The 19,962-nt window shown below is 33.7% G+C and carries 21 protein-coding genes and 1 pseudogene; 1 reads left to right on the forward strand and 21 read right to left on the reverse strand.

The window, feature by feature from the left end; translation table 11 throughout:
* Positions 1-188: 188 nt before the first annotated feature.
* From Q73A0000_RS07655 to rlmF, 20 genes and pseudogenes are all read right to left on the reverse strand, one after another.
* A complete protein-coding gene (locus tag Q73A0000_RS07655) occupies positions 189-839 on the reverse strand; it encodes a DnaJ domain-containing protein (RefSeq protein ID WP_193813464.1) in 651 nt (216 codons plus the stop codon).
* Between the two features lie 345 nt (positions 840-1,184).
* Positions 1,185-1,436 (reverse strand): hypothetical protein, encoded by a 252-nt coding sequence (locus Q73A0000_RS07660; RefSeq protein ID WP_193813465.1) that lies wholly within the window; start codon positions 1,434-1,436, stop codon positions 1,185-1,187.
* A 387-nt stretch (positions 1,437-1,823) separates the two neighbouring features.
* Entirely contained in the window at positions 1,824-2,267 is a 444-nt protein-coding gene (locus tag Q73A0000_RS07665) for an SRPBCC family protein (protein WP_193813466.1), read from the reverse strand.
* 86 nt (positions 2,268-2,353) lie between these two features.
* Positions 2,354-3,220: a VOC family protein gene (locus tag Q73A0000_RS07670; protein WP_193813467.1), complete on the reverse strand. Its 867-nt coding sequence runs from the start codon at positions 3,218-3,220 to the stop codon at positions 2,354-2,356.
* Positions 3,221-3,265: 45 nt separating this feature from the next.
* On the reverse strand, positions 3,266-3,679 hold the full coding sequence (locus Q73A0000_RS07675; RefSeq protein WP_193813468.1) for an SRPBCC domain-containing protein: 414 nt from the start codon (positions 3,677-3,679) through the stop codon (positions 3,266-3,268).
* 65 nt (positions 3,680-3,744) lie between these two features.
* Positions 3,745-4,158, reverse strand: coding sequence for an SRPBCC domain-containing protein (locus Q73A0000_RS07680; RefSeq protein WP_193813469.1), 414 nt, complete (start codon positions 4,156-4,158; stop codon positions 3,745-3,747).
* 93 nt (positions 4,159-4,251) lie between these two features.
* Positions 4,252-4,749, reverse strand: a complete 498-nt coding sequence (gene tpx, locus Q73A0000_RS07685) for a thiol peroxidase (RefSeq protein ID WP_193813470.1) — start codon at positions 4,747-4,749, stop codon at positions 4,252-4,254.
* A gap of 170 nt (positions 4,750-4,919) precedes the next feature.
* Complete coding sequence (locus Q73A0000_RS07690; protein ID WP_193813471.1) at positions 4,920-5,393, reverse strand: thioredoxin family protein; 474 nt, start codon at positions 5,391-5,393, stop codon at positions 4,920-4,922.
* Between the two features lie 10 nt (positions 5,394-5,403).
* The gene (locus Q73A0000_RS07695) at positions 5,404-7,560 is read right to left on the reverse strand and encodes a TonB-dependent receptor plug domain-containing protein (RefSeq protein WP_193813472.1); all 2,157 of its coding nucleotides are present in this window, start codon (positions 7,558-7,560) and stop codon (positions 5,404-5,406) included.
* Positions 7,561-7,728: 168 nt separating this feature from the next.
* Positions 7,729-8,154: an META domain-containing protein gene (locus tag Q73A0000_RS07700; RefSeq protein WP_193813473.1), complete on the reverse strand. Its 426-nt coding sequence runs from the start codon at positions 8,152-8,154 to the stop codon at positions 7,729-7,731.
* A gap of 210 nt (positions 8,155-8,364) precedes the next feature.
* Positions 8,365-8,940, reverse strand: coding sequence for a pentapeptide repeat-containing protein (locus Q73A0000_RS07705; RefSeq protein WP_193813474.1), 576 nt, complete (start codon positions 8,938-8,940; stop codon positions 8,365-8,367).
* A gap of 610 nt (positions 8,941-9,550) precedes the next feature.
* Positions 9,551-10,144, reverse strand: a complete 594-nt coding sequence (locus Q73A0000_RS07715) for a hypothetical protein (protein ID WP_193813475.1) — start codon at positions 10,142-10,144, stop codon at positions 9,551-9,553.
* Between the two features lie 86 nt (positions 10,145-10,230).
* Entirely contained in the window at positions 10,231-10,779 is a 549-nt protein-coding gene (locus Q73A0000_RS07720; RefSeq protein ID WP_193813476.1) for an alpha/beta hydrolase, read from the reverse strand.
* Between the two features lie 29 nt (positions 10,780-10,808).
* On the reverse strand, positions 10,809-11,480 hold the full coding sequence (locus Q73A0000_RS07725) for a DUF4919 domain-containing protein (protein WP_193813477.1): 672 nt from the start codon (positions 11,478-11,480) through the stop codon (positions 10,809-10,811).
* 29 nt (positions 11,481-11,509) lie between these two features.
* Positions 11,510-12,727, reverse strand: coding sequence for a tRNA modification GTPase (locus tag Q73A0000_RS07730; RefSeq protein ID WP_193813478.1), 1,218 nt, complete (start codon positions 12,725-12,727; stop codon positions 11,510-11,512).
* 134 nt (positions 12,728-12,861) lie between these two features.
* Positions 12,862-13,503, reverse strand: a complete 642-nt coding sequence (locus tag Q73A0000_RS07735) for a hypothetical protein (RefSeq protein WP_193813479.1) — start codon at positions 13,501-13,503, stop codon at positions 12,862-12,864.
* A gap of 28 nt (positions 13,504-13,531) precedes the next feature.
* Positions 13,532-14,125: pseudogene (locus Q73A0000_RS07740) on the reverse strand (murein L,D-transpeptidase catalytic domain-containing protein).
* A gap of 211 nt (positions 14,126-14,336) precedes the next feature.
* Positions 14,337-15,383, reverse strand: coding sequence for a flavin monoamine oxidase family protein (locus Q73A0000_RS07745; protein WP_193813480.1), 1,047 nt, complete (start codon positions 15,381-15,383; stop codon positions 14,337-14,339).
* 93 nt (positions 15,384-15,476) lie between these two features.
* Positions 15,477-16,256, reverse strand: coding sequence for a tetratricopeptide repeat protein (locus Q73A0000_RS07750; RefSeq protein ID WP_193813481.1), 780 nt, complete (start codon positions 16,254-16,256; stop codon positions 15,477-15,479).
* A gap of 18 nt (positions 16,257-16,274) precedes the next feature.
* Positions 16,275-17,258, reverse strand: coding sequence for a 23S rRNA (adenine(1618)-N(6))-methyltransferase RlmF (gene rlmF / locus Q73A0000_RS07755; RefSeq protein WP_193813482.1), 984 nt, complete (start codon positions 17,256-17,258; stop codon positions 16,275-16,277).
* 377 nt (positions 17,259-17,635) lie between these two features.
* On the opposite strand from rlmF, the gene Q73A0000_RS07760 reads away from it, so the two are divergent.
* The gene (locus Q73A0000_RS07760) at positions 17,636-18,928 is read left to right on the forward strand and encodes an OFA family MFS transporter (RefSeq protein WP_193813679.1); all 1,293 of its coding nucleotides are present in this window, start codon (positions 17,636-17,638) and stop codon (positions 18,926-18,928) included.
* A gap of 26 nt (positions 18,929-18,954) precedes the next feature.
* On the opposite strand, the gene Q73A0000_RS07765 is transcribed toward Q73A0000_RS07760, so the two are convergent.
* The gene (locus Q73A0000_RS07765; protein WP_193813483.1) at positions 18,955-19,956 is read right to left on the reverse strand and encodes an NADP-dependent oxidoreductase; all 1,002 of its coding nucleotides are present in this window, start codon (positions 19,954-19,956) and stop codon (positions 18,955-18,957) included.
* Between the last annotated feature and the right edge of the window lie 6 nt (positions 19,957-19,962).

The following is a 19,962-nucleotide window of genomic DNA, read 5'->3' on the forward strand; positions in this document are numbered from 1 at the left end:
TATTCTAAATTAATTTTATATTTGCACCATGAATGGTCAGATTATCCGTTTTAAAGTATTACCACTCACGCCCTTTAGCGGAACTAAAGAGGAAATGTCTTGTGGTAAAAAGAACTGCTGTAAAAAATTTAAAAAAGGAAAAAGATGTAAAAAATGTCCCGGAAGACTTAAAATGGTTTAAAGATCATTTAATCCAAAAAAGACTTCAAAAGGATCAACATCGCCAATATCAAAAAAATAGCAGCGATCATAATTTTAACTTTTCTCGGCAATTGAGATGGGCTTTGTCTGGTCAATTTTGGGGAATTGATTACTTTTTCAGCTTCACTGCGATCTTGATTATTTTTATTTTCAAAGATTTCAGTAATCGTAATTCCCTGAACAATCGTTTTATTCAAAAGCGAATTGGTTACATGCAAAAGCAACTGAAATTTTCCGTCCTGAAACTCCGTAATTCTAATTACTTTCTCGCCATATCCTTTTTGCAAACCGAACGGTAAAACTTTTACAATATCTGCATTTTGCGTTTGCCAGGAAATAATAATTTCTTCACCTTTTTGAACCCTTACTTTATTCGCGGAAAAAGATTTGATGGTCGGCGGAAGATTTGGTCGGTAACTTCTCTGTTGATGACTTAAATTGTCGTCGTAAATCCTGCGTTTTTCAGCATCAATCAGCATTTCATAGGCTTCCTTAATTTCCATGAAACGGCTTTCAAAAAAGTCGTCGTTCGGATTTTTATCTGGATGGTATTTTAAAGATAATTTACGATACGCTTTTTTAATGTCCTCTTCAGAAGCATTTTCTTTAACACCGAGAAAATAATAGTAATTTTTCATTCCAATTTAAAAAACGTGTCGAAACGTAATTTGAGGAGCAAAAGTAAGGATTTAAAAAATTAATTGTCGTTAAATTGGAAATCAGTTTTAGATGTAGTTAGAAGTTGTCTTTTATTTTACAGCAAAAGTCACAAAATTTTATTTTTATTACGCTGTTCAAAATTTTGCAAAAGGTGCATGGAGGACTGATTTTACTTTCTTCTCATGATCTTTTATAAAGTTTAAAATGATTACTAAGATTCAATAAAAACACTGCTTCTTTAAAAGATCATCTATCATAAAAAAGTGCAGAGAATAATTTTCCCGGCACTTTCAATAACCATTTGGTATGAACTGATTTTTCATTTAACACTTACATCTTTTTTTGCAACATTTTGAGGCAAATTGAGTTTTGAATTTATTTTTCAACTCCTCATATTTGTCCTTATCTAATTCACGGATTTTATCAACAACTCCAAACGCTGTTTTTTCTTTAATACCGTATTCCGCAAAAATAGCTTTCATCGTTTTTCTTCTGTCAGCCATTTTTTTTACCAGCATTGCAATTCCTACAACTGCAAGCGCTCCCAAGACCCCTTTAACATTTGAATTTTTCATTTTTTTAAATTTTAAATTTTGAGTTATACTGATGTTCTCTTTATTAAAGAAGAATGAACTTCATTTTCACCTTAGATTCTTTAATTTTTAAAGCAGGCGAAAACATTATTCTTTGCAAAACAGATGCATCAGTTAAAAATTTACTTTAAATCTATTTTGAATTTTATTATGTAAAATGCAGCAATGATTATTCCATAAAAAAAGCAGGTAAAAAACCTGCCAATATTTACTTTTATTGAAGAAACCTATTTTAAAATGAGCAAAACCCGTCTATCGGGAATAATACTTAGTTGAGCTTTCAGAAAATAAAAAATCTCTAAAAATCATAATTAAACTGTTAAAATTTATCGACAGAATTTAACGTTCGGGAAAATAATCTATAAAAGCTTAATTAGTTTCGGCCAGATTTTTAAGCATTGCAAAACCCTGCTTAAATCCATTATTCATAAATTCTTCATGATCGCCATAGATATGAGTACTCGCCCGAAGCTCTGTGGTATTTTCATCGATTGCTCGTAGAAAATATTTTTCTTCGGCACCGCTCCAATCTTTCACTTCTCTGCTTTCGGTATCTTCCACTCCATCTTTCACCGTTCCTAAATGAACAAAAACAACTTCGAATGGCGCGTCTAGACTTAGAATAGTCGAAACCATTCCTTCACCTGCTTTGTCTGTAAAGTAAGTTTTACCGCCTACTTTCCAATCGGATTTCATCTGTGAGCCGGGCGCAAAAAACTGCGTCCATATTGAATAGGTTTCCGGTTGCCAAAGCATATCCCACACTTTTTGAATGGGCGCATTGATTTCTATTTCGTAGTCCAGCGTTTCCATAATTCGTGATTTTTAAAGTCATTAAATGTTAGTTTTGATTCCCACTTAAATTTCAAAAATAAAGCAACAAACCTTACGCCGAAAAATTAAGAATGATAAGCGTTTTCTAAATCTGCAATCACAATTTTCTGCATGCCCATCATCGCCTGTACCACTTTCTGTGCTTTCATCGGTTGCTCGAAATCATTCATCAGTTCCAGTAATCTTTTCGGTACGATTTGCCAGCTGACACCGAACTGATCTTTCAACCAACCACACATTGATTCTCGTCCACCATTTTCCAATAGGGAATTCCATAGATGATCGGTTTGCACTTGATCATCAGTCATCACCACAATTGAAATTCCTTCATTAAAATCAAATTGATGATCGAAAGAATTGTCCATACAGAAAAACGAATAATTGTCAATTTCAAAATGGCCGTGTTGTACATTTTCAGGAACTTCATGACTTTCATTTCCGACACCTTCACCGTATTTTAAAACTCCGCCAATTTTTGAATTAGGGAAAATTCCGGTGTAGAATTCCATCGCCTGAAATGCTTTTCCATTGTTTTGATGAATGAACATCAACGTAGGAATAATTTTCTGCTCGCTCTTTTTATCAGATAAATTAATCTGCCAGGTGACGCCAAACTGATCACGAACCCAACCATATTTTTTGGACCAGGGATATTCGCCCAGATCCATTAAAATGATTCCGTTTTGAGAAACCTGACTCCAGTATTTCTGAACCTCATCTTCAGTGTCACAAAGGACCATGAAAGAAATAGATGCGTTTTTTTCGAACTGTGAACCTGCGTTAAGAAACATCAGTTTTTGTCCGAACAATTCTAAATTTAAAACGACGGGGGTATCAGCCGTAATTTTACCACCAAAAGTTTCGCAGTAAAAGTCTGCGGCTTCTTTCCCATTACCATTAAACCAAAGGCACGGAAATATATTATTGTTCATATTTTTTGAATTAAAAAAACAGCATTGAAAACGCTGTTAAACTTATTAATTATTCTCCACATATTTATGGAAACGGTCTAGAATCGCGTAATAACCAGTTCGTTGCATTTCTCTGGAATACTGTTCTTCAGGTTCGAAAACCTCAATAACTTCGGTGGTAGTTTCATCGATTTTTTTAAAATAAACTTCGATTGTTCTGCCATCACTTAAGATACTTTTAACATAGTCTAAATCCCTGATCTCCACAATTTGACCGGAGAAATCATACCCAAAACTTTTATCTTTATATTCCAAACGATAATCAAAAGTTCCGCCTTCGCGAAAATCAATGACTGCTTTCGGGCAATGCCAATTGGGAGTGGTAAAATTCCATTTCACAATATGCTTCGGATTATAAAAATAATCCCAGACTTTTTGAATGGGTTTTAGAATTGTAATGTTAATAGTTATCGGCTCCATGTAGATTATTTTTTATAAAAATACGGAATAATTTTTAAAATTCTTTTAATAGCTCATTTAAGTACTTAATTATTTTCTGCATATTTCTGAAAATTATCAAGAATACCATACCAACCGTCTCGCTGCATTTGCCGGGATTCTAGCTCTTCGGGCTCAAAAATCTCAAATACTTTGGTTGTATTCGCATCAATGCTTTCAAATAAAACCTCAACTTTTCTACCATCTTCTAAATGGTATTTCAATTTTTCAAATGGAAAAACTTCATCGTAAGTTCCTTTAAAATCAAATCCAAAACTTTGATCTTTTGCTTCCATTCTATAATTAAATTCGCCACCTATTTGCAAATCGTTTTCTGCATTCGGGCACATCCAAATATCATTCGCAAAATTCCATCGGGTAATATGTTCAGGTTCGGTAAAAAACTCCCAAACTTTAGAAATAGGTTTTAGAATGGTAATGTCTATTTTTATTGGTTCCATTATTTTACAATTTGAGTTAAACTTACGATTTAAAATAAAGAACCTTGTCAAGTTTTAAATCTCTGACAAGGTTAAATCTTTATTTTCAAAAAATTATTTTAAAGCATTCAAAGCTGCTTCATAATTTGGTTCCTGAGCGATTTCCGGAACTTGTTCTGTATAGATTACTTTTCCATTTTCATCTGCCACAATTACGGCACGACTCAAAAGTCCTTCCATTGGAGAATCGGTAATTTTCACACCATAATCATCACCAAAAGAACTACGGAAATCTGATAAACTTACCACATGATCCAAACCTTCTGCAGCACAGAAACGGTTTAAAGCAAAAGGCAAATCTTTGGAAACATTAATCACTACCGTATTGTCTAAATCACCAGCTTTTTCATTAAATTTTCTCGCAGCGGCCGCACAAACTCCAGTATCGATACTTGGAAAAATATTGAATATCTTCTTTTTACCGGAAAAATCCTGATTGGTTTTTTCCTGTAAATCAACATTGATTAGTTTAAAGTCTTTTACTGTACTTCCTACTTCGGGCAAATTACCGCTTGTGTGAACCGGATTGCCATGTAATGTAATATCTGCCATAATTTTAAATTGTTTTGTTTTCTCAAAATTACTTAATTAAAGTTCAGAAGCATGGTAAAGAAAGGTTAAATTAATCTTAAATTTTATTTAATTAAATTAAAAATAAGCTGAAAAGTTACAGCTTTATGATTATTGAAAATTATTTTTGAAACTGATTTTCAATTAAATAATCATTGGAGTATTTTAAGTAAAGCTGGAGCATCTAAAAATTGGAAATATCGGGATCTAGCCACAAAATTTTCATCAAATACCAGATAAGCTGGCAAAGAAAACGGTTTACCTTTCCGGCTTGCTAAAAGAAGCGCAATTTCATGGACGGGATTTACTTTTTTAATTCTTTTATTGATAAAGGTTTGATTTCCAAAAATGATTTCTTCATCAGTTTCAATATTCATCTTCACCGCGTAATAATTTCCATTCAGCTCTTTTATTACTTCATCATTTTTAAAAGTAGTTCGTTCCATTTCCTTACAGTAAACGCACCAATCAGCGTAAAAATTTACGAACACTTTTTTAGGACTAACCTGCAAAGAATCGTTTAACTGATTAAAACTAATCCATCTGATTTTCTCACTCGACTGTCCATAAAGAATCGTCGAACTTGCAAAAAACAGGATTATAATTATTGAGAGTCTGGTGTTCATCTTTTAAAATTTAAATTGATTTTAACCGAAGTCCTAAAAATAATGTTCTCGGCATATTTGGTCCGTAAATAAAGTTGCTATCACGATTTTTCCCAGTATCAAAGTTTTTCTGATATGAATCAAAGATGTTTTTCATTCCACCAAATACTTCAATTCCTGATTTCATTTTCGGCAGATTGAAAGTGTGACCTGCTCTTAATCCAATATCTGTAAAGGATTTTGTCTTAAAATACTCATCAACATTTTGGCCCGTACCTTCTCCGGCAACGTGAATAAGAAGCATATTTCCGGTGAAAACGCCATTTGCCGTAATGTTCCAGTTTTTCGTTGGCGTGTAAGAAAGAGTGGCGTAACCGTAATTATTTGGAGTTCGCAAAAATTCTCTTTTAGATTCTAAACCTTCGATATTCTCAACCGGTGATTTGAACTGACTTTTCTGAAAGGTAAATCCAGCATCTAATTGCACGACGTAATCAAAATTAGCCCGAGCTTCAATGGTAATTCCTTTTACGACAGCATTATCGCCATTTCGTTTTTCAAAGATTTGTCCGAATTCATCTTCTCCCAACGGAAACTGAAAAAAGGCGTCTTTCAATTTTGTATAAAAACCTTCCACCGTAAAACCTGCAATGAAGTGCTCTGTTGCTTTATCATAATTGACAGATCCCGTAAAACTGTTAGATCGCTCCTCTTTTAGATCTTGTGAAAGACCAATTCTGGAAACTCCACCACCTGCAAAAGCAATATGTAAATCGGTATCAAATGCTTGTGGCGCTCTAAAACCCGTTCCCCAACCAGCTCGAAACTGAGTGTTCGTTAACCCTTTATATAAAAGCGATAATCTTGGACTTAAAATCGCGTGCTCTACCAAATTATGTTTGTCTAATCTTGCACCTGCCAGAAAATTTACATTCTCTGATAAGTCCCAGTCATTCTGAACGTAAGCTCCGAAATTTCTGGTCGTTTGATCAATCTCGTATCGGTAAGCATCAATCTCATCAAACACAGAATCATAAACATATTCTGCACCCGCTGTCAGCGTTGAACTTCCGATTAAAAATTTTTCAAATTTGTTATTAAACTGTATACCGCCTTGATGCGTAATCACGTCGGAAGTTCCGTACGGTGGATTTGCAAAAAATGCAGCGAGTTCAGCTGGATCATCTGGATTAATCCCGGTATAATGTTTTCGATCTGTTTTTTGTCCACCATAATAAATACTCAGGGAATTCTTGTTATCATTAAAACTGATAGAATAATCAGCACTTCCCATTAAAATATGGTGCGTTCTTTCTTCCGACTGTTTTGCCAAATAGGCTGGTTTATCAACTATTTCTCCTCCGAAGCGATATTCGTTGATACTGCTAAAACTCAATTCCAGTTTTTGATTTTGAGCTGGTTTAAAAAAGAAATTGGCACCAAACGTATTATCTTTTAGTTCTGGTAATTCTGAGTAATTATCGCCATTCGCATCATATTGTCCTCGATTTCGATTATTGACGAATAGGCTGACACCCATGTTTCTCGCCTCATTGACAAAGGAAGCATTTCCCGTAATGATGTTATCGATTGTTTGACCTTTGATGCTTTGTAAAGTATTCGTAAAACTAAAATTATTTCCGTCTGGGATCTTCGTAATTACATTCACTGTCCCACCAATCGCGCTGGAGCCATAAAGTGCAGATACACCTCCACGAACGACTTCAATTCTGTCAATCATATTGGTAGGAATTTGCTCCATTCCATATAAACCCATTAATGGACTGAACAGAGGTCGACTGTTAATTAATATCTGAGAATATCCACCTTGTAAACCATTAATGCGAAGCTGGGTATAATTACAGGTTTGACAGTCCGTTTCCACACGCAATCCCGGTTGATATTTCAGTCCTTCAGAAAGTGTTGTGGCTACAACTTGATCAAGCGTTTTGCTGTTGATAAGATTAACAATTACGGGAGAATCTGTTTTCCTTTTTGGAGTTCTCGTGCCGGTAATGACGACTTGATCAATATCTCTTATTTTAGTCCTTACCGTATCATGAGAAACAGCTATCGGCAAAACCATCTGATAATCGTTCTGAGCTTCTGTACTTTCCTGCGCATACAGATTATTCGTGAAAGCGACGAAAAAGAATGCAATGACAAGAGTAAATTTATTTAATTTCATTTATCTAATACTAATTGTTACAATTGCAAACATACAATTGTTAGACTAGTCTAACAAATTATTAATTAAAAAAAATGACTTTGTTTTTAAACCAAAAAAAAGCAAGAAATTAATCTTGCTTTATATCTATAGAGATAATGAAAAAAAATATCTGATATTGATTTGAAATTACATTACTTTTTTAAATCTCATCATCACCACGTCGTTCATTAAAAGTTCTAATTGTCCATCGGCGGTCATTCTATAATTGGTAACTTCTTTCATGGTTTTTAAAAACACCGCTTCACCCTCTCCACAGTATCTCATGGTAGTGGTTGCAGGAACGGCAAATGAAATCATTTTCCCATTCATTTTATATTCGGTATTGTAACCATTACAACCTGTAGTTCCCGTAACCATATTGGTTGACTTATTAAAAGTAATTGCTGGTTTTTCATCTGGAAATAAACCTTGGAAAGCGATTCTTGGTCCTGTGATATATTCTAATTCCCATGCGTTGTCATATAATTTTGAACTGTCGACCAATTTATTAGTGGAACATGAAACCACGAATAACGAAATTATTGCGATTAAAAGAAGCGTGTGCTTTTTCATAATGATTCTATTTAGTGTTAATTTTTAAATTTGAATTGCAGAATGATTTTTTTATCTAAAGTAAAATGATAATTCTGTAATCGGTAGATTGCAATTACTGTGCTATTTAAAAATGAGTAAAAAGAAAAACTTAGTAAAATTTTCTTTATAAATAGGCAATACAATGAAAACTAGAACATTAAACGATTGTTTAATTTTTAAAAATAATTCTTATTCCTGAATCACAATATCATATTTATCTAAAAGTCCCGAAATTCCCAAGATTGAGAATTTTGCTTTTTTAAGACGATTGTTTTCGGGATCGATGGAATAATTATAAGCCGTACGGAAATCAGCTTTTTCCAAAATAGTATTTACAAAAATAGCTTGTGCAAGATCACAGTCGTCGAAAATCACATTGGTCAAATTACTCTCTGAAAAATCGATTTCTCTTAACTGACAATTTCTAAAGATGGTTTTCTTAATATTCATCTGAAAAAAAGTCGAATGATTCAACTGGCAATTTTCAAAAGAAAAGGAAAGTCCGAACTCATTACACGTTTCAAACTGAATTCCGAGCATTTTACAACCTTTGAATTTCACATCGCGCAAAACCGTTCCATGAAGCATTGCTAAACTCCAGTTACAATCCCGAAATTCGCAGTCGATAAATTTATATTCCGTAAGGTTTGTTTCCTCAAAATTACAATTCAAGAAAGTGCAGTTTTCGTATTCAGCTTTTTTTAAAGGTTCTTCCGTAAAATTGAGTTTGTCAAAAGTTTGATCTTGTATGAATGCTGGCGACATAGTTCTTCTTCGTTATTTTTTAATAATGCTTTCTAAAAAGTTGGGCAAAATTACTGATTTAGTTCCATTCACCATTCTCAATCCAGTGTTCTACTTCTTTTCTTTTTCTCATATTCTCTTGATTACTCTCGCCGTAAACGATATTCAGAAAACTGTAATTGTTAAATTTATGGCGTATTTTGATTACATTAAAAGGAAAAATCGTCCAATTAGAATTGAAGTTTTTTAGATCAGAATTGTAATTTGCGGTCAAAGTATTCAGTTCTAAATTAAGGTTTTTGAGCACCTCGTTCTGGTAGCTTTTTTCATTGAGCTTAAATTCAGTTCAAAGGAAATTATCAGCATTCACCGTAGTTTTTAAAATAGAATCAGATTCTTTCGCTAATATTTAGATGCTATCAGAAAACTTTTCAGTTTTTAAAATTAAATTTCGCAGTTCTAATTTACTTTTCAGTTTTCTAAAAGAATGTTCAACTTTTGAATGATCCTGACCACAATTTAAGTTTAATTTTTTACGGTAAAAGAAGCTTCCTCCGATTACCAGGAAGAAGAAAATTGAAAACGTGATAAGACAACCTTTCATAAGCTTATTTAAATTTTGTTACAAAATCTATTTCCATATTTTAAAGCTAAAAATTAATTTATTCTTTTGAATTAAAGTGCGCCAATCAACGAAAAACAGCAAGAAAAGAAGAACAACACTCAATACAAAACTTGCAATAGACTGCCAGGAAAAGGTGTTATCAATAATGCTTTGAATATTCTCCGAGGCATATTTTCCGAAATGTAAAGCGATGGTGTCACTGCTAAATTTGCCAATGATGAATGCCGGAATAATGTAAATCGGTTTTAATTTAGAAATACCTGCACCCAGAAATAGTGGCGTGGTCGGAAGCGGTAATAATGAATACGCGAGAATGAAGAGTTGACCTTTCCATTTGTTACCTTTAATCTTATCTCCCAGGAACTGAATATCTTCATTTTTAGACGATTTCAGATATTTATCAGCAATTAAAGGCGCATACAAAAGCAGAATATATCTGCCCAAAACAGACCCGGCAACTCCGATAATAATCACCACCCAAATATTCAAATCAAAAATAATCTGAAAAAACATCATAATGGTAAAGGCGGGCAAAAAAGGAAACGGAAAGATGTCAAATAACAGCGCACCTAAAAAAACTAAAAGATAATGCCACCACATTTTGGTTGGGTTATTTTCTGAGCTACTTTACTCAGAATTGTCATCCTCTAAAGTACAATTAAATTTAGAAGAAAATAGAGTACATATTAATTTTGGTTTACCTTTCTGATAATCATTTCACAAACCTTTTCCGCTATTTCTTTCTTTCGATAGAATGCATGTTCTTCATTTTCGTAAATATTTTCCACTAATTCCATCAAGTGAAACCAATTTTCATCGGGCTTGTAAGCATCAAGTGCTCCGTAAAACAATTCTATATTTCCAGCTAGTTTTTGAGTTTCATATCTCAATCTTGTAGAAGAAACAGCAAATAAATTTTGAATTTTCAAGCCAAAAAGTGCAGCTTTCCAAGTGATGGTTCCGCCGATACTAAATGCTAAAATATTTACGATATCAGTTTCTTTTTGAAGTAGACTTGCTACCGCTTTTTCTATTCCTCCATTAATAAATTGATGATGTTTATTTTCAATTTCACTAAAAAAATCTATTTCAGCTAAATCACATGAATCATACAATTGTACATCAAAATGCTTTTCTACAATACTTGTATAATGACTAATCCAGTCCGAATTTTGCTTTCCCCATATATCGGAAATAATTATGATTTTTTGTTTATTATTAGATTTTTTATTCATAGATTTTCAAAGTTGCTATTTAGCGATTGCTATTTTACAAACATCTTTTTGGTGGCATGTGGAATTATAAAATAAAGCGTGTGCGTTTCGCCATTATCGAATTTAGCTTCTAACATATCCATGAAATATCCGTTTTCATCTCTTCCTGAACCCATCGTTCCAATTCCAGCTCCAATAAATTTTCGGATAAAATCTTGGCCATCGCTAGGATTTAAGGCGAAAGCAGGATTTTCGATGGTCATTCCGTCGCCACTATAAAACATGGCTCCGAAAATAAATCCTGCTTTCTGTAAATAATTATCAGCTTCTTGCTGTTTGTTCGTTTGATGATAAGCGTAAGAAACTTCAAAAAGAGTTTTTAAATCAAATGGATGCTTGGCAAGAAACGCATCCCCCGTTTTAATCACTTCAGCAAATTTACTTTCTTCATTTAATTTATAAAGTTTTCTACCAAAATTAAAATCCTGATAAGGTTTGTAATTTTTATCCTCGGTATAAGAAATAAGCATTGCCAACATTTCTTTGTCCGTCAAAGTAGAATCTATCTTATTATACTTTGCCAATAAATTCGGATAGTATAAATCTGATTTTTTATCTTTTGATTCCTTTAAGATTAGGTCGAAATCTTTCTTATAAGTAAAATTCTTTTGCGCAAGAATCGACAATGGAAAAAGTAAAAACAAGAAAAGATATTTTTTCATCGATCTATTTTTTAGTGACTAAAAATTATTTAAAAAAGATTATAACTCAAGATAAGCGAAATGTTTTTATAAGATGTATTCATATTGGCGTAGCCTCTTGCGATATTTCGACTTGTAAAATATCGGACTTCTACGCCATATTTAGATTTGTAACTGTAACCTGCTCCGAATGCAAAATTAGCAAACGCTTTTACATCAATATCCTGACTTACGGACTCATCAGCACGTCGCACTTGCAGCGAAGAATCTAAAGCCAAATCAAAGATATACTGGCCGTTGATGAATATTTTTGATTGCGAATCTATAAACATATAATAACGAATCCCGATTGGGAATTCAATCGAATTATAATCAGCAAAAGCAAACAATTTGTTTCCCGCCATATAGTATGGTTCGATTACCATTTCTGCTTTATACGTTCTGTAGGTAGGTTCCAGAATAACTGCCCATTTACTTTTATTGAAAGGAAATACATATTCTAGCTCAACTCCCACTCCAAATTCTGTTGTGTTTCCAAAATCAAAAAGATCGTTGGCTGTAGAATTTCTCAATTGCAGAGAAGCAAAATTAACTCTTGGGCGAACAGCCAAGTTTAGTTTCCCTGGTTTTTTCTCTACTTCAAAAACCTCGTAATTTGGATCAGAACATTGGTTATATTTCGTAAATAAATCAACCAGATTTTTCTGTTGGTACGGCGTATTATTGATCTGGTTTTTATTCATCGTTCCACAAGTCAAAGCAGTTGTTAATTGCTGTTTGTAGGAATCGTTGTAACCAATTTGATAGATTTCCACCTGATAAGGTTTATAGATTAACTGTTTAATTTGATCATCTCCTTTTTGATAAAAAAACTTGTTATCGTTTCCTTCTGCGTAAACATATAAATTCGCCGGACCGCTTACAATTTGTTTTAAAAACAACTGTCGCTGCACCCATTCCGGTTCTTTACTTTCGCTTAAGTTTCTAATGTTAATACTGGATTTATCAAAATCAACTGTACTGCTCACAAACTTAGACTGGTCATAGATTTCAAATAATTTCACGTCTTTTACAGTGACTGTTTTAATGTCGGAATCTGCTGCTGATTTATATTCAAAGAAAGCGGGATTATTTTTCCAGTCTACATTTTTTATGAGACCTTCGACTCTATTATTAGCATTATCGATGTAATAGGCTTTTTCAAATCTGATTTGTGCAGACAATATAACCGTAAAAAAAAGGGCAAAAAGTAAAGTTGTTTTTTTCATAAAACTGAATTAATTAAGCAGTGTTTTAATTGATTGATAAGATATAAAAAACTCTTTCCTATTCACAGAAAAGAGAGAAAAATAAAGGAGGGAAATTACAATTAATATTGATATAAATGGAGGAAAAAATAGCGTTAAAATTTTTTCTTTTTTCTTATTAATTTTAATACTAAAACGATCAAACTTATGAATAGTAAAACTGCTAAAAGAATCAAATAAATTTTCAGATTCTTATTTTTTGCTAAGGCTTGTTTATTTTGAAATTTCAGGTCGTTAATAATTTTGTCTGGAGTTCTAAAATCATTTGAAAAAACATAATCTTCAGGAATTTCAGCATTCATTTCTTTTACATATTCCTTTTGCAAGTCCTCTAATAATTGATAATCTGATGCGGTCACCTGGCTAAGCATTTTCGTTGCTAAACAATGCGAAGAATAAAAGAAGGTGGTATCTGGTTCGATGTAAGCAAAGATTAAGTACTTCCCTTTCCTCCGGAACATTAAATCACAGGAATTAAACTGCTGACCGAAAAAGGTAACTTCGGTACTTTTAAAATTATCGCCGGGAGCCTTATAAATCTTTTCAATTTTCACTCTGGACAATGCATTTTCAACTTCCAGATATCCAGTTTTATAAGTGGTATTCATATCATAAACGTCACCAATAAAAACGAAATCTGCAGATTCAAAAGAAGATCTTATGGTTGGTTCATTGCATTTGCAGGCGAAAACCGAAATAGACAGGAATACGCTTAAAAATAATAAAACTCTTTTCATTTATTCATTAAATAGATTGTTGTTGAAATTAATTTTCTCCCTCGTAAATCCACATCAATAAGGGTTTTGAAGAGGCTTTAAATAAAGGATCAATCATATTGAAACTTGCATTTGAAATCGTCGGACAACCCCAACCTTCCGGAGTTCCCATAGGATAAACTTCGTCATCGGAAACCGCTTCCCAGGAATGAAAAACAATAATACGTTTCAACGCATTGCTGTTGGTTGATTCTAAACCGTGCATTAAATATTTGGTATGGACGCCCCAATTGCTGTAGCCTCTTTCCCCAATTTTATATTTCCCAAGTGACGACAGGTGGCAATCTTCTGTATTACTAAAACTCGGATTGTCTTTTGTCTCATCGCTGCTCTAGGAATTATTTCCACATCCGTGTCCGACCAGAAAACGGTGCGTAATTTTATTTTCATTAAAATCCCAAACGAAAAATCTTTTCTTACCAGAATGAATTCCCATATCAATCAGAATACAGAAATCCTGATTCATATTATTGGACTCGCAAAAATATAATGCTTCTTTTGCTTTCGACTTCGTCAAATTACTAACAACTTTGGAAGTTGAATGAGCAGAATCTTCTGTCACATTATTGCAACTGATCAACATTGTAGAAATTAGAAAAATGGAAAGTAAAAATAGGCGTCAAATAGATGGATTTTAATAATTAACAAACTATTGTTTGTATAAACGCTGTTCTGCTTTTTTCAAAAATTTTATGAAATCTTAAAACAATGGGAAATTATCATTCATGAAAAAATCTTTATAACTTATTACAAAGATTGTAATCTACAAAAACATATTGAATTCACATTACGCTTTATTTCAGAGCCGAAATCAATTTTTCAGCCGTTGTATTTCCCGCATAAACTGCACCTTCCATATATCCTGGAGATTCTTTCGCAGATTCCGAACTGGAAATAAACAAGCGACTATTAAAAAGTGAATTGCTGAAAATTGGGTTCCCATTGTTTTGATGTGGAAAAAGTGAAAAAGCTGTTGCTTCAAAAGTATGTTCTTCTTTGCTCCAAATACATTCTTCGTAATCGAGAAATGATTCTATTTTTTCACCAAAAGCAGTTCGTAATTGATTAACAACAAGAGTTCGCCGTTCTTCAGAAGACCTATTTTTAAAGAACGAATTCATAAACCCACAAAGGGCAAACTTCGTTCTTTCCACATTGCAATGATCGTAGAATTCGGTAATAGGTCCGGCATTACTGAAGAAAGTTGCGGGAGTATTTTCATCTTGCCAAAAAGGTTGAATAAATGTCAAGGCTACCTTTATCGAATCTTCCATCCAGGTATGCGTTTGTTCTCCAACGCTTAGTAAATCATTCGGTAAATTCGGTTCAAACAAAATCTTATTCGCCCATAATTTAGGAGGAATTGCCAGAACAACTTGACTACATTCAAATATTTCGTCAGCAAAAACCTGAACTGAATTTTCCTGAAAAATAATTTTCGTTACAGTTTGATTGAGAAAAACCTCATCGGGATCTAAAGTTTGATATAAGGTATTAATCAGATTTGAAGTTCCGCCAGCGATTCTATAACTTGGCGACTGCTGACCGATTTCCATCAGTTGAACTGGGGAATGAGCTTGCTGTTGAAAGAAAACGGTTTCGTCCATATATTGTTCAAAACCATTTAAACCTAATTCGTTTAAAAGTGCAATTAAATTTTGATGATGCGTTTGCAACCAAGTCGCGCCCATTTCAACCGGAGTTTCGTTAGTTCCCAAAACCGTATTGATTCTGCCACCAATTCTATTTCTTGCTTCTAAAATTTTAAAGGGAATACCTTCTTTTTTAAGACGGTAAGCGGTTAACAAACCAGATAAACCTGCTCCAATTATTACGATCATTTTGCAAAGATATTCTTTGTTAAAGCTGGATGAAAATTATAGAAAGAGATTTCGCCAATAGCTGCGATGTTCTCCGACTAAATTTAAAATATATTACAACGAATTCTTATACAAATCGCTTTTATTATTTAAACTTCTAGCCAAAAGTTTTGCAGCGTCTTTTGCAGAGTTTTTGATTTGCTCTTTTGAAAGGCTTTTCTCAAGGTCTTTTATTTCTTTTATAACTTCATCTTGTTTTAAAATACTGAAATCTACTTTAAACTCATTGTAGATTAAATACCATAAGTAACTTTGGTAATGGTCTTTTTCAAAATAAAGTCCGTCTCTATAAAAGTGTGCAAGTTCTAATCTGGCAGAAGTAATATATCCACTTTGAGCCAAATTTTCAGGATTTGGAAGTTTCGCCAGTTTTAAAATCCAGCGTTTAAATTCATCAATGTTTTTATCCGTTCCATTTCCAGTTACATAACAATCGACCACATTCCACATACAAGTTGAGTCGTTGTTGTTAGCACACTTCAAAGCATAATTAAAGGCTTTTTCAGAATCCTGCTCAACTCCTTCCCCATTGCCATAAGCCATCATCATTGCGTAATGACCATCGTTAAAATTATTATCTGATGATTTATTGTACCATTTAATTGCTTCTGAAATATTCTGTTCAGTTCCAACTGCATTTTGCAAAAAGTAGCCTAGATTATATTGAGCTTCTCCGCTGCCTAAATTAGCTGCCTGCTTTAAAACAGGCAATGCTTCTTTGTATTTTCCTTTTTGAAGTAAATCTTTCGACTGAATATTAAGTTCCTCCGCACTCTGTGAAAAGTAAGACTGGAATAACAAAATTGAAAACAGAAAAGTTAAAATAATCCTCATAAAAATGATAATGTTATTTTAGATTTCCGACTTCTCTTCCGCCGTTCTCCATCTAGTCTCTCTCCATTCTTTTTGCTCTTCTTTCGATAAGAATGACCAGGCGATAATTCGACTTGATTTATTTCCTGTTCCGATCGGAATGGTTTTAATTTGCGCAACTTCCATTTCATTGAGCGATTTATAAATTCCTTTCAAATTCGATTGTTTCGAAACTAAAGTTGAAAACCAAAAACAGTTTTTAGCAAAGTCTTGACTTTCTTCAATCATATTGTGAATGAACTTAGATTCGCCCCCTTCACAAAATAATTCATTGTTGATTCCGGCAAAGTTAAGTTCAACTTTTACCGGTTTTTTACCAGAAAGGTTCTTCACTTTTCGACGACTTACTTTTTGAGCTTCCTCAGTGGAAGAATGAAAAGGAGGATTGCACATCGAGAAATCAATTTTCTCGTCATTATTTAATATTCCTTTAAAAAGCGCTTCTGGATTTTCCTGTAATCTGCACTCAATCTTACCTTCCAAAGATGGATTTGAATTCACAATATTCGTAGAAGATTCAATTGATTGCGCGTCGATATCAGATGCGATAAAATTCCAACCATATTCGGTAACACCGATGATTGGGTAAATACAGCTCGCTCCTACTCCAACATCTAAAACTTTAATTTTATCACCTTCCGGCAAATCACCAAAATTACTTTGACCTAATAAATCAGCCATATAATGCAAATAATCAGCTCTACCCGGAATAGGCGGAACTAAATTTTCATCTGGGAAATCCCAATTTTTTATGCCGTAATAATGATTCAGTAACGCTTTGTTTAGCAATTTTACCGCTACAGGATTTGCGAAATCAACAGATTCAGCGCCATATTTATTAACTGTAATATGTTCTGCTAATTCAGGCACAGCGATTTTCAGAGCTTCTAAATCATATCTTTCACGATTTTTATTTCGGATATGAAGTCTTACTTTTTCTTGTATATTTTTTTCTGTTGACATAATTGAGGTTGATTTTTTAGATGAAATTGTGATGATCCAAGATCTTCAATTTCGTAAGTGCAAAGAACGAAAAAAGTATTTACGAATCCTAACGAACACGTTCTTAATATTAAAGGACTATCGTATAAAACATCACTTTCAATAATGCTATAAAAGAGATTAGTATTCGTCTTATTTTTCAAAATTATCTTGAATAAAGATCATCGAGCTTACTATTATATCGCCAAAAATTTAATTCGCATTATTTTAAAATTTTTCGAAAAACAGTGCTGATAATTCACGCCATCATGTCTAAAATCATATGCTATAAAAATGGTTTTGCAGGAAATAGAGGTAAATTTAAACTTGAATTTAATAGTAAAATAAAAGCTTTTTTGATGCAGAACAAAAATTCAAACCGCTGGTTTATTGCAATCATGGGAACTCTCCTTCAGGTTGTCCTCGGAACGGTTTACGCCTGGAGCTTCTTTCAAAAACCAATCATGGTTGAATATGGCTGGACCAATGTTCAAACCATGTGGATTTTCAGTATCGCTATTCTATTTCTCGGTTTGTCAGCTGCCGTTGGTGGAATGATCCTACCCAGATTTGGACCACGAAAACTCGCCACAATAGGAGCAATACTTTATGGCGTTGGATATTTGATCAGCGCGTACGCGATGTCAATAAGCAGTCTGCCTCTTTTCTATCTTGGCTTTGGCGTTGTGGGCGGAATTGGATTAGGCCTGGGTTATGTAACTCCAGTTGCGACAGCTTCAAAATGGTTTCCCGACAAAAAAGGCTTCATTACCGGAATGGTCGTTATGGGTTTTGGAATTGGTGCGCTCATTATGTCAAAGATCATTGCTCCAATTTTTATAAAATTTGCGGACGGAAATATGGTGTATGTTTTTATTTACATTTCCATTGTCCTTTTTATTATTGGGATTCCCGCAGGTTTATCCATGAAGAATCCACCAAATGGTTTTATTCCTAAAGATTATATTGCTCCGGAAAAAAATAATTTAAATCAAGAGGCTGAAAATGAGTTGACGCTAAAACAAAGTTTACTTTCTTCAAAATTTATTGGAATGTGGCTCGTCTTCTTTTTAAATATATCTGCCGGAATTATGTTTGTCAGTATGCAATCCCCGATGATTCAGGATTTATTCGCTCAGAAAGACCCAACTATGAATACCGAAAATCTTGCGGTAGTCGGTGCGACTTTAATTGCTATCAGTTCGTTATTTAATGGAATCGGAAGATTTCTTTGGGGCGGACTTTCAGATCGATTGGGAAGAATTCAGGTTTTCCGTTTGATTTTAGGTTCGCAAATATTAGTTTTCATCCTACTTATTTTCATCAGCAATCCTTATATTTTTGGAGCTTTAGTCTGCTATATTTTACTTTGTTATGGCGGAGGATTTGGAGCGATGCCATCGTATATTCTCGATATTTTTCACGAAAAATTAATGCCTGTAATGTATGGCGTTATTTTAACAGCCTGGTCATTTGGAGGAATTGTCGGGCCCCAAGTTGCTGCTTTTATCCGTGATTTTTATAGCTCAAATCCAGAACTGATTGGAGCGAGAACTTATATAACAGGAGCACTATTTTTGGGAATTGGATTTATAATCACCTTACAGTTAAGCAACAAATCGATTACGAGCGATAAGAAACAATTGAATTGAGGGGGTATTCCTTTTTAAAGAAATCATTATTTCACTTTGATCACGACTTTTCCTTTGGCGTGACCGCTTTCTATATAAGCAAGCGCTTCATTGGTTTTCTCAAACGGAAAAACTTGGTCGATGACGGGTTTTATAATACCTAATTCTATTAGTTTGGTAATCTCTTGTAACTGACTACCGCTGGAATCCATTAATAAAAAAGAATAATCAACATGATGTTTTTTTGCCAATCTCCTAACTTTTGCACTTATAAATCTGACGCCCATTCTCATAATCCAGTTCATTCCCCATTCTTTGGCAAATTGAGGATCAGGTGGTGTAGAAATAGAAATGATTTTTCCGCCAGGCTTTAAAATGCTCATTGATTTTATTAAATTTTCTTCGTCTTGCGTATTCAAAACCAAGTCATAATCTTTCAAAATATCTTCAAAATTCTGGGTTTTGTAATCGATGAGAATATCTGCACCGAGCTCCTTTAACATTTCAAAATTTTTAGTACTCGCAGTTGTGGCAACCGTCAAACCTAAATATTTTGCAAACTGAATTGCAAAAGTTCCGATACCGCCTGAACCTGCCTGAATGAAAACCTTCTGTCCTTTCTGAAGATTCGCTTTTTTAAAAATTTGCCAACACGTAAGACCTACCAAAGGAATTGAGGCCGCTTCCTCCATGCTTAAATTCTTTGGTTTTAAAGCAATATCATTTTCATTTAAAGCAAAAAATTCTGCCAAAGTTCCAATACCGCTGTTTTTATCCGGACGAAAATAGACCTCATCGCCAGGTTTGAAAAGCGTTACTTTATAACCAATTTTAGATACAACACCCGCGCCGTCATTTCCTAAAATCAAAGGGAATTTATAGGACAGAATTATTTTCATGTCGCCATGCTTTACTTTAAAATCAATGGGATTCAAGCTGGCAGCTTTCATTTCAATTAAAACATCATTTTCACCTAAAACAGGCAATGGTCTTTCTTCAAAAGTTAAAGGTGTTTTTTTATCGTATTTAGTAATGAAAAAAGCTTTCATAATAGT

This window comes from Kaistella flava (ex Peng et al. 2021) (genome assembly GCF_015191005.1).
In the GTDB taxonomy this organism is placed as follows: domain Bacteria; phylum Bacteroidota; class Bacteroidia; order Flavobacteriales; family Weeksellaceae; genus Kaistella; species Kaistella flava.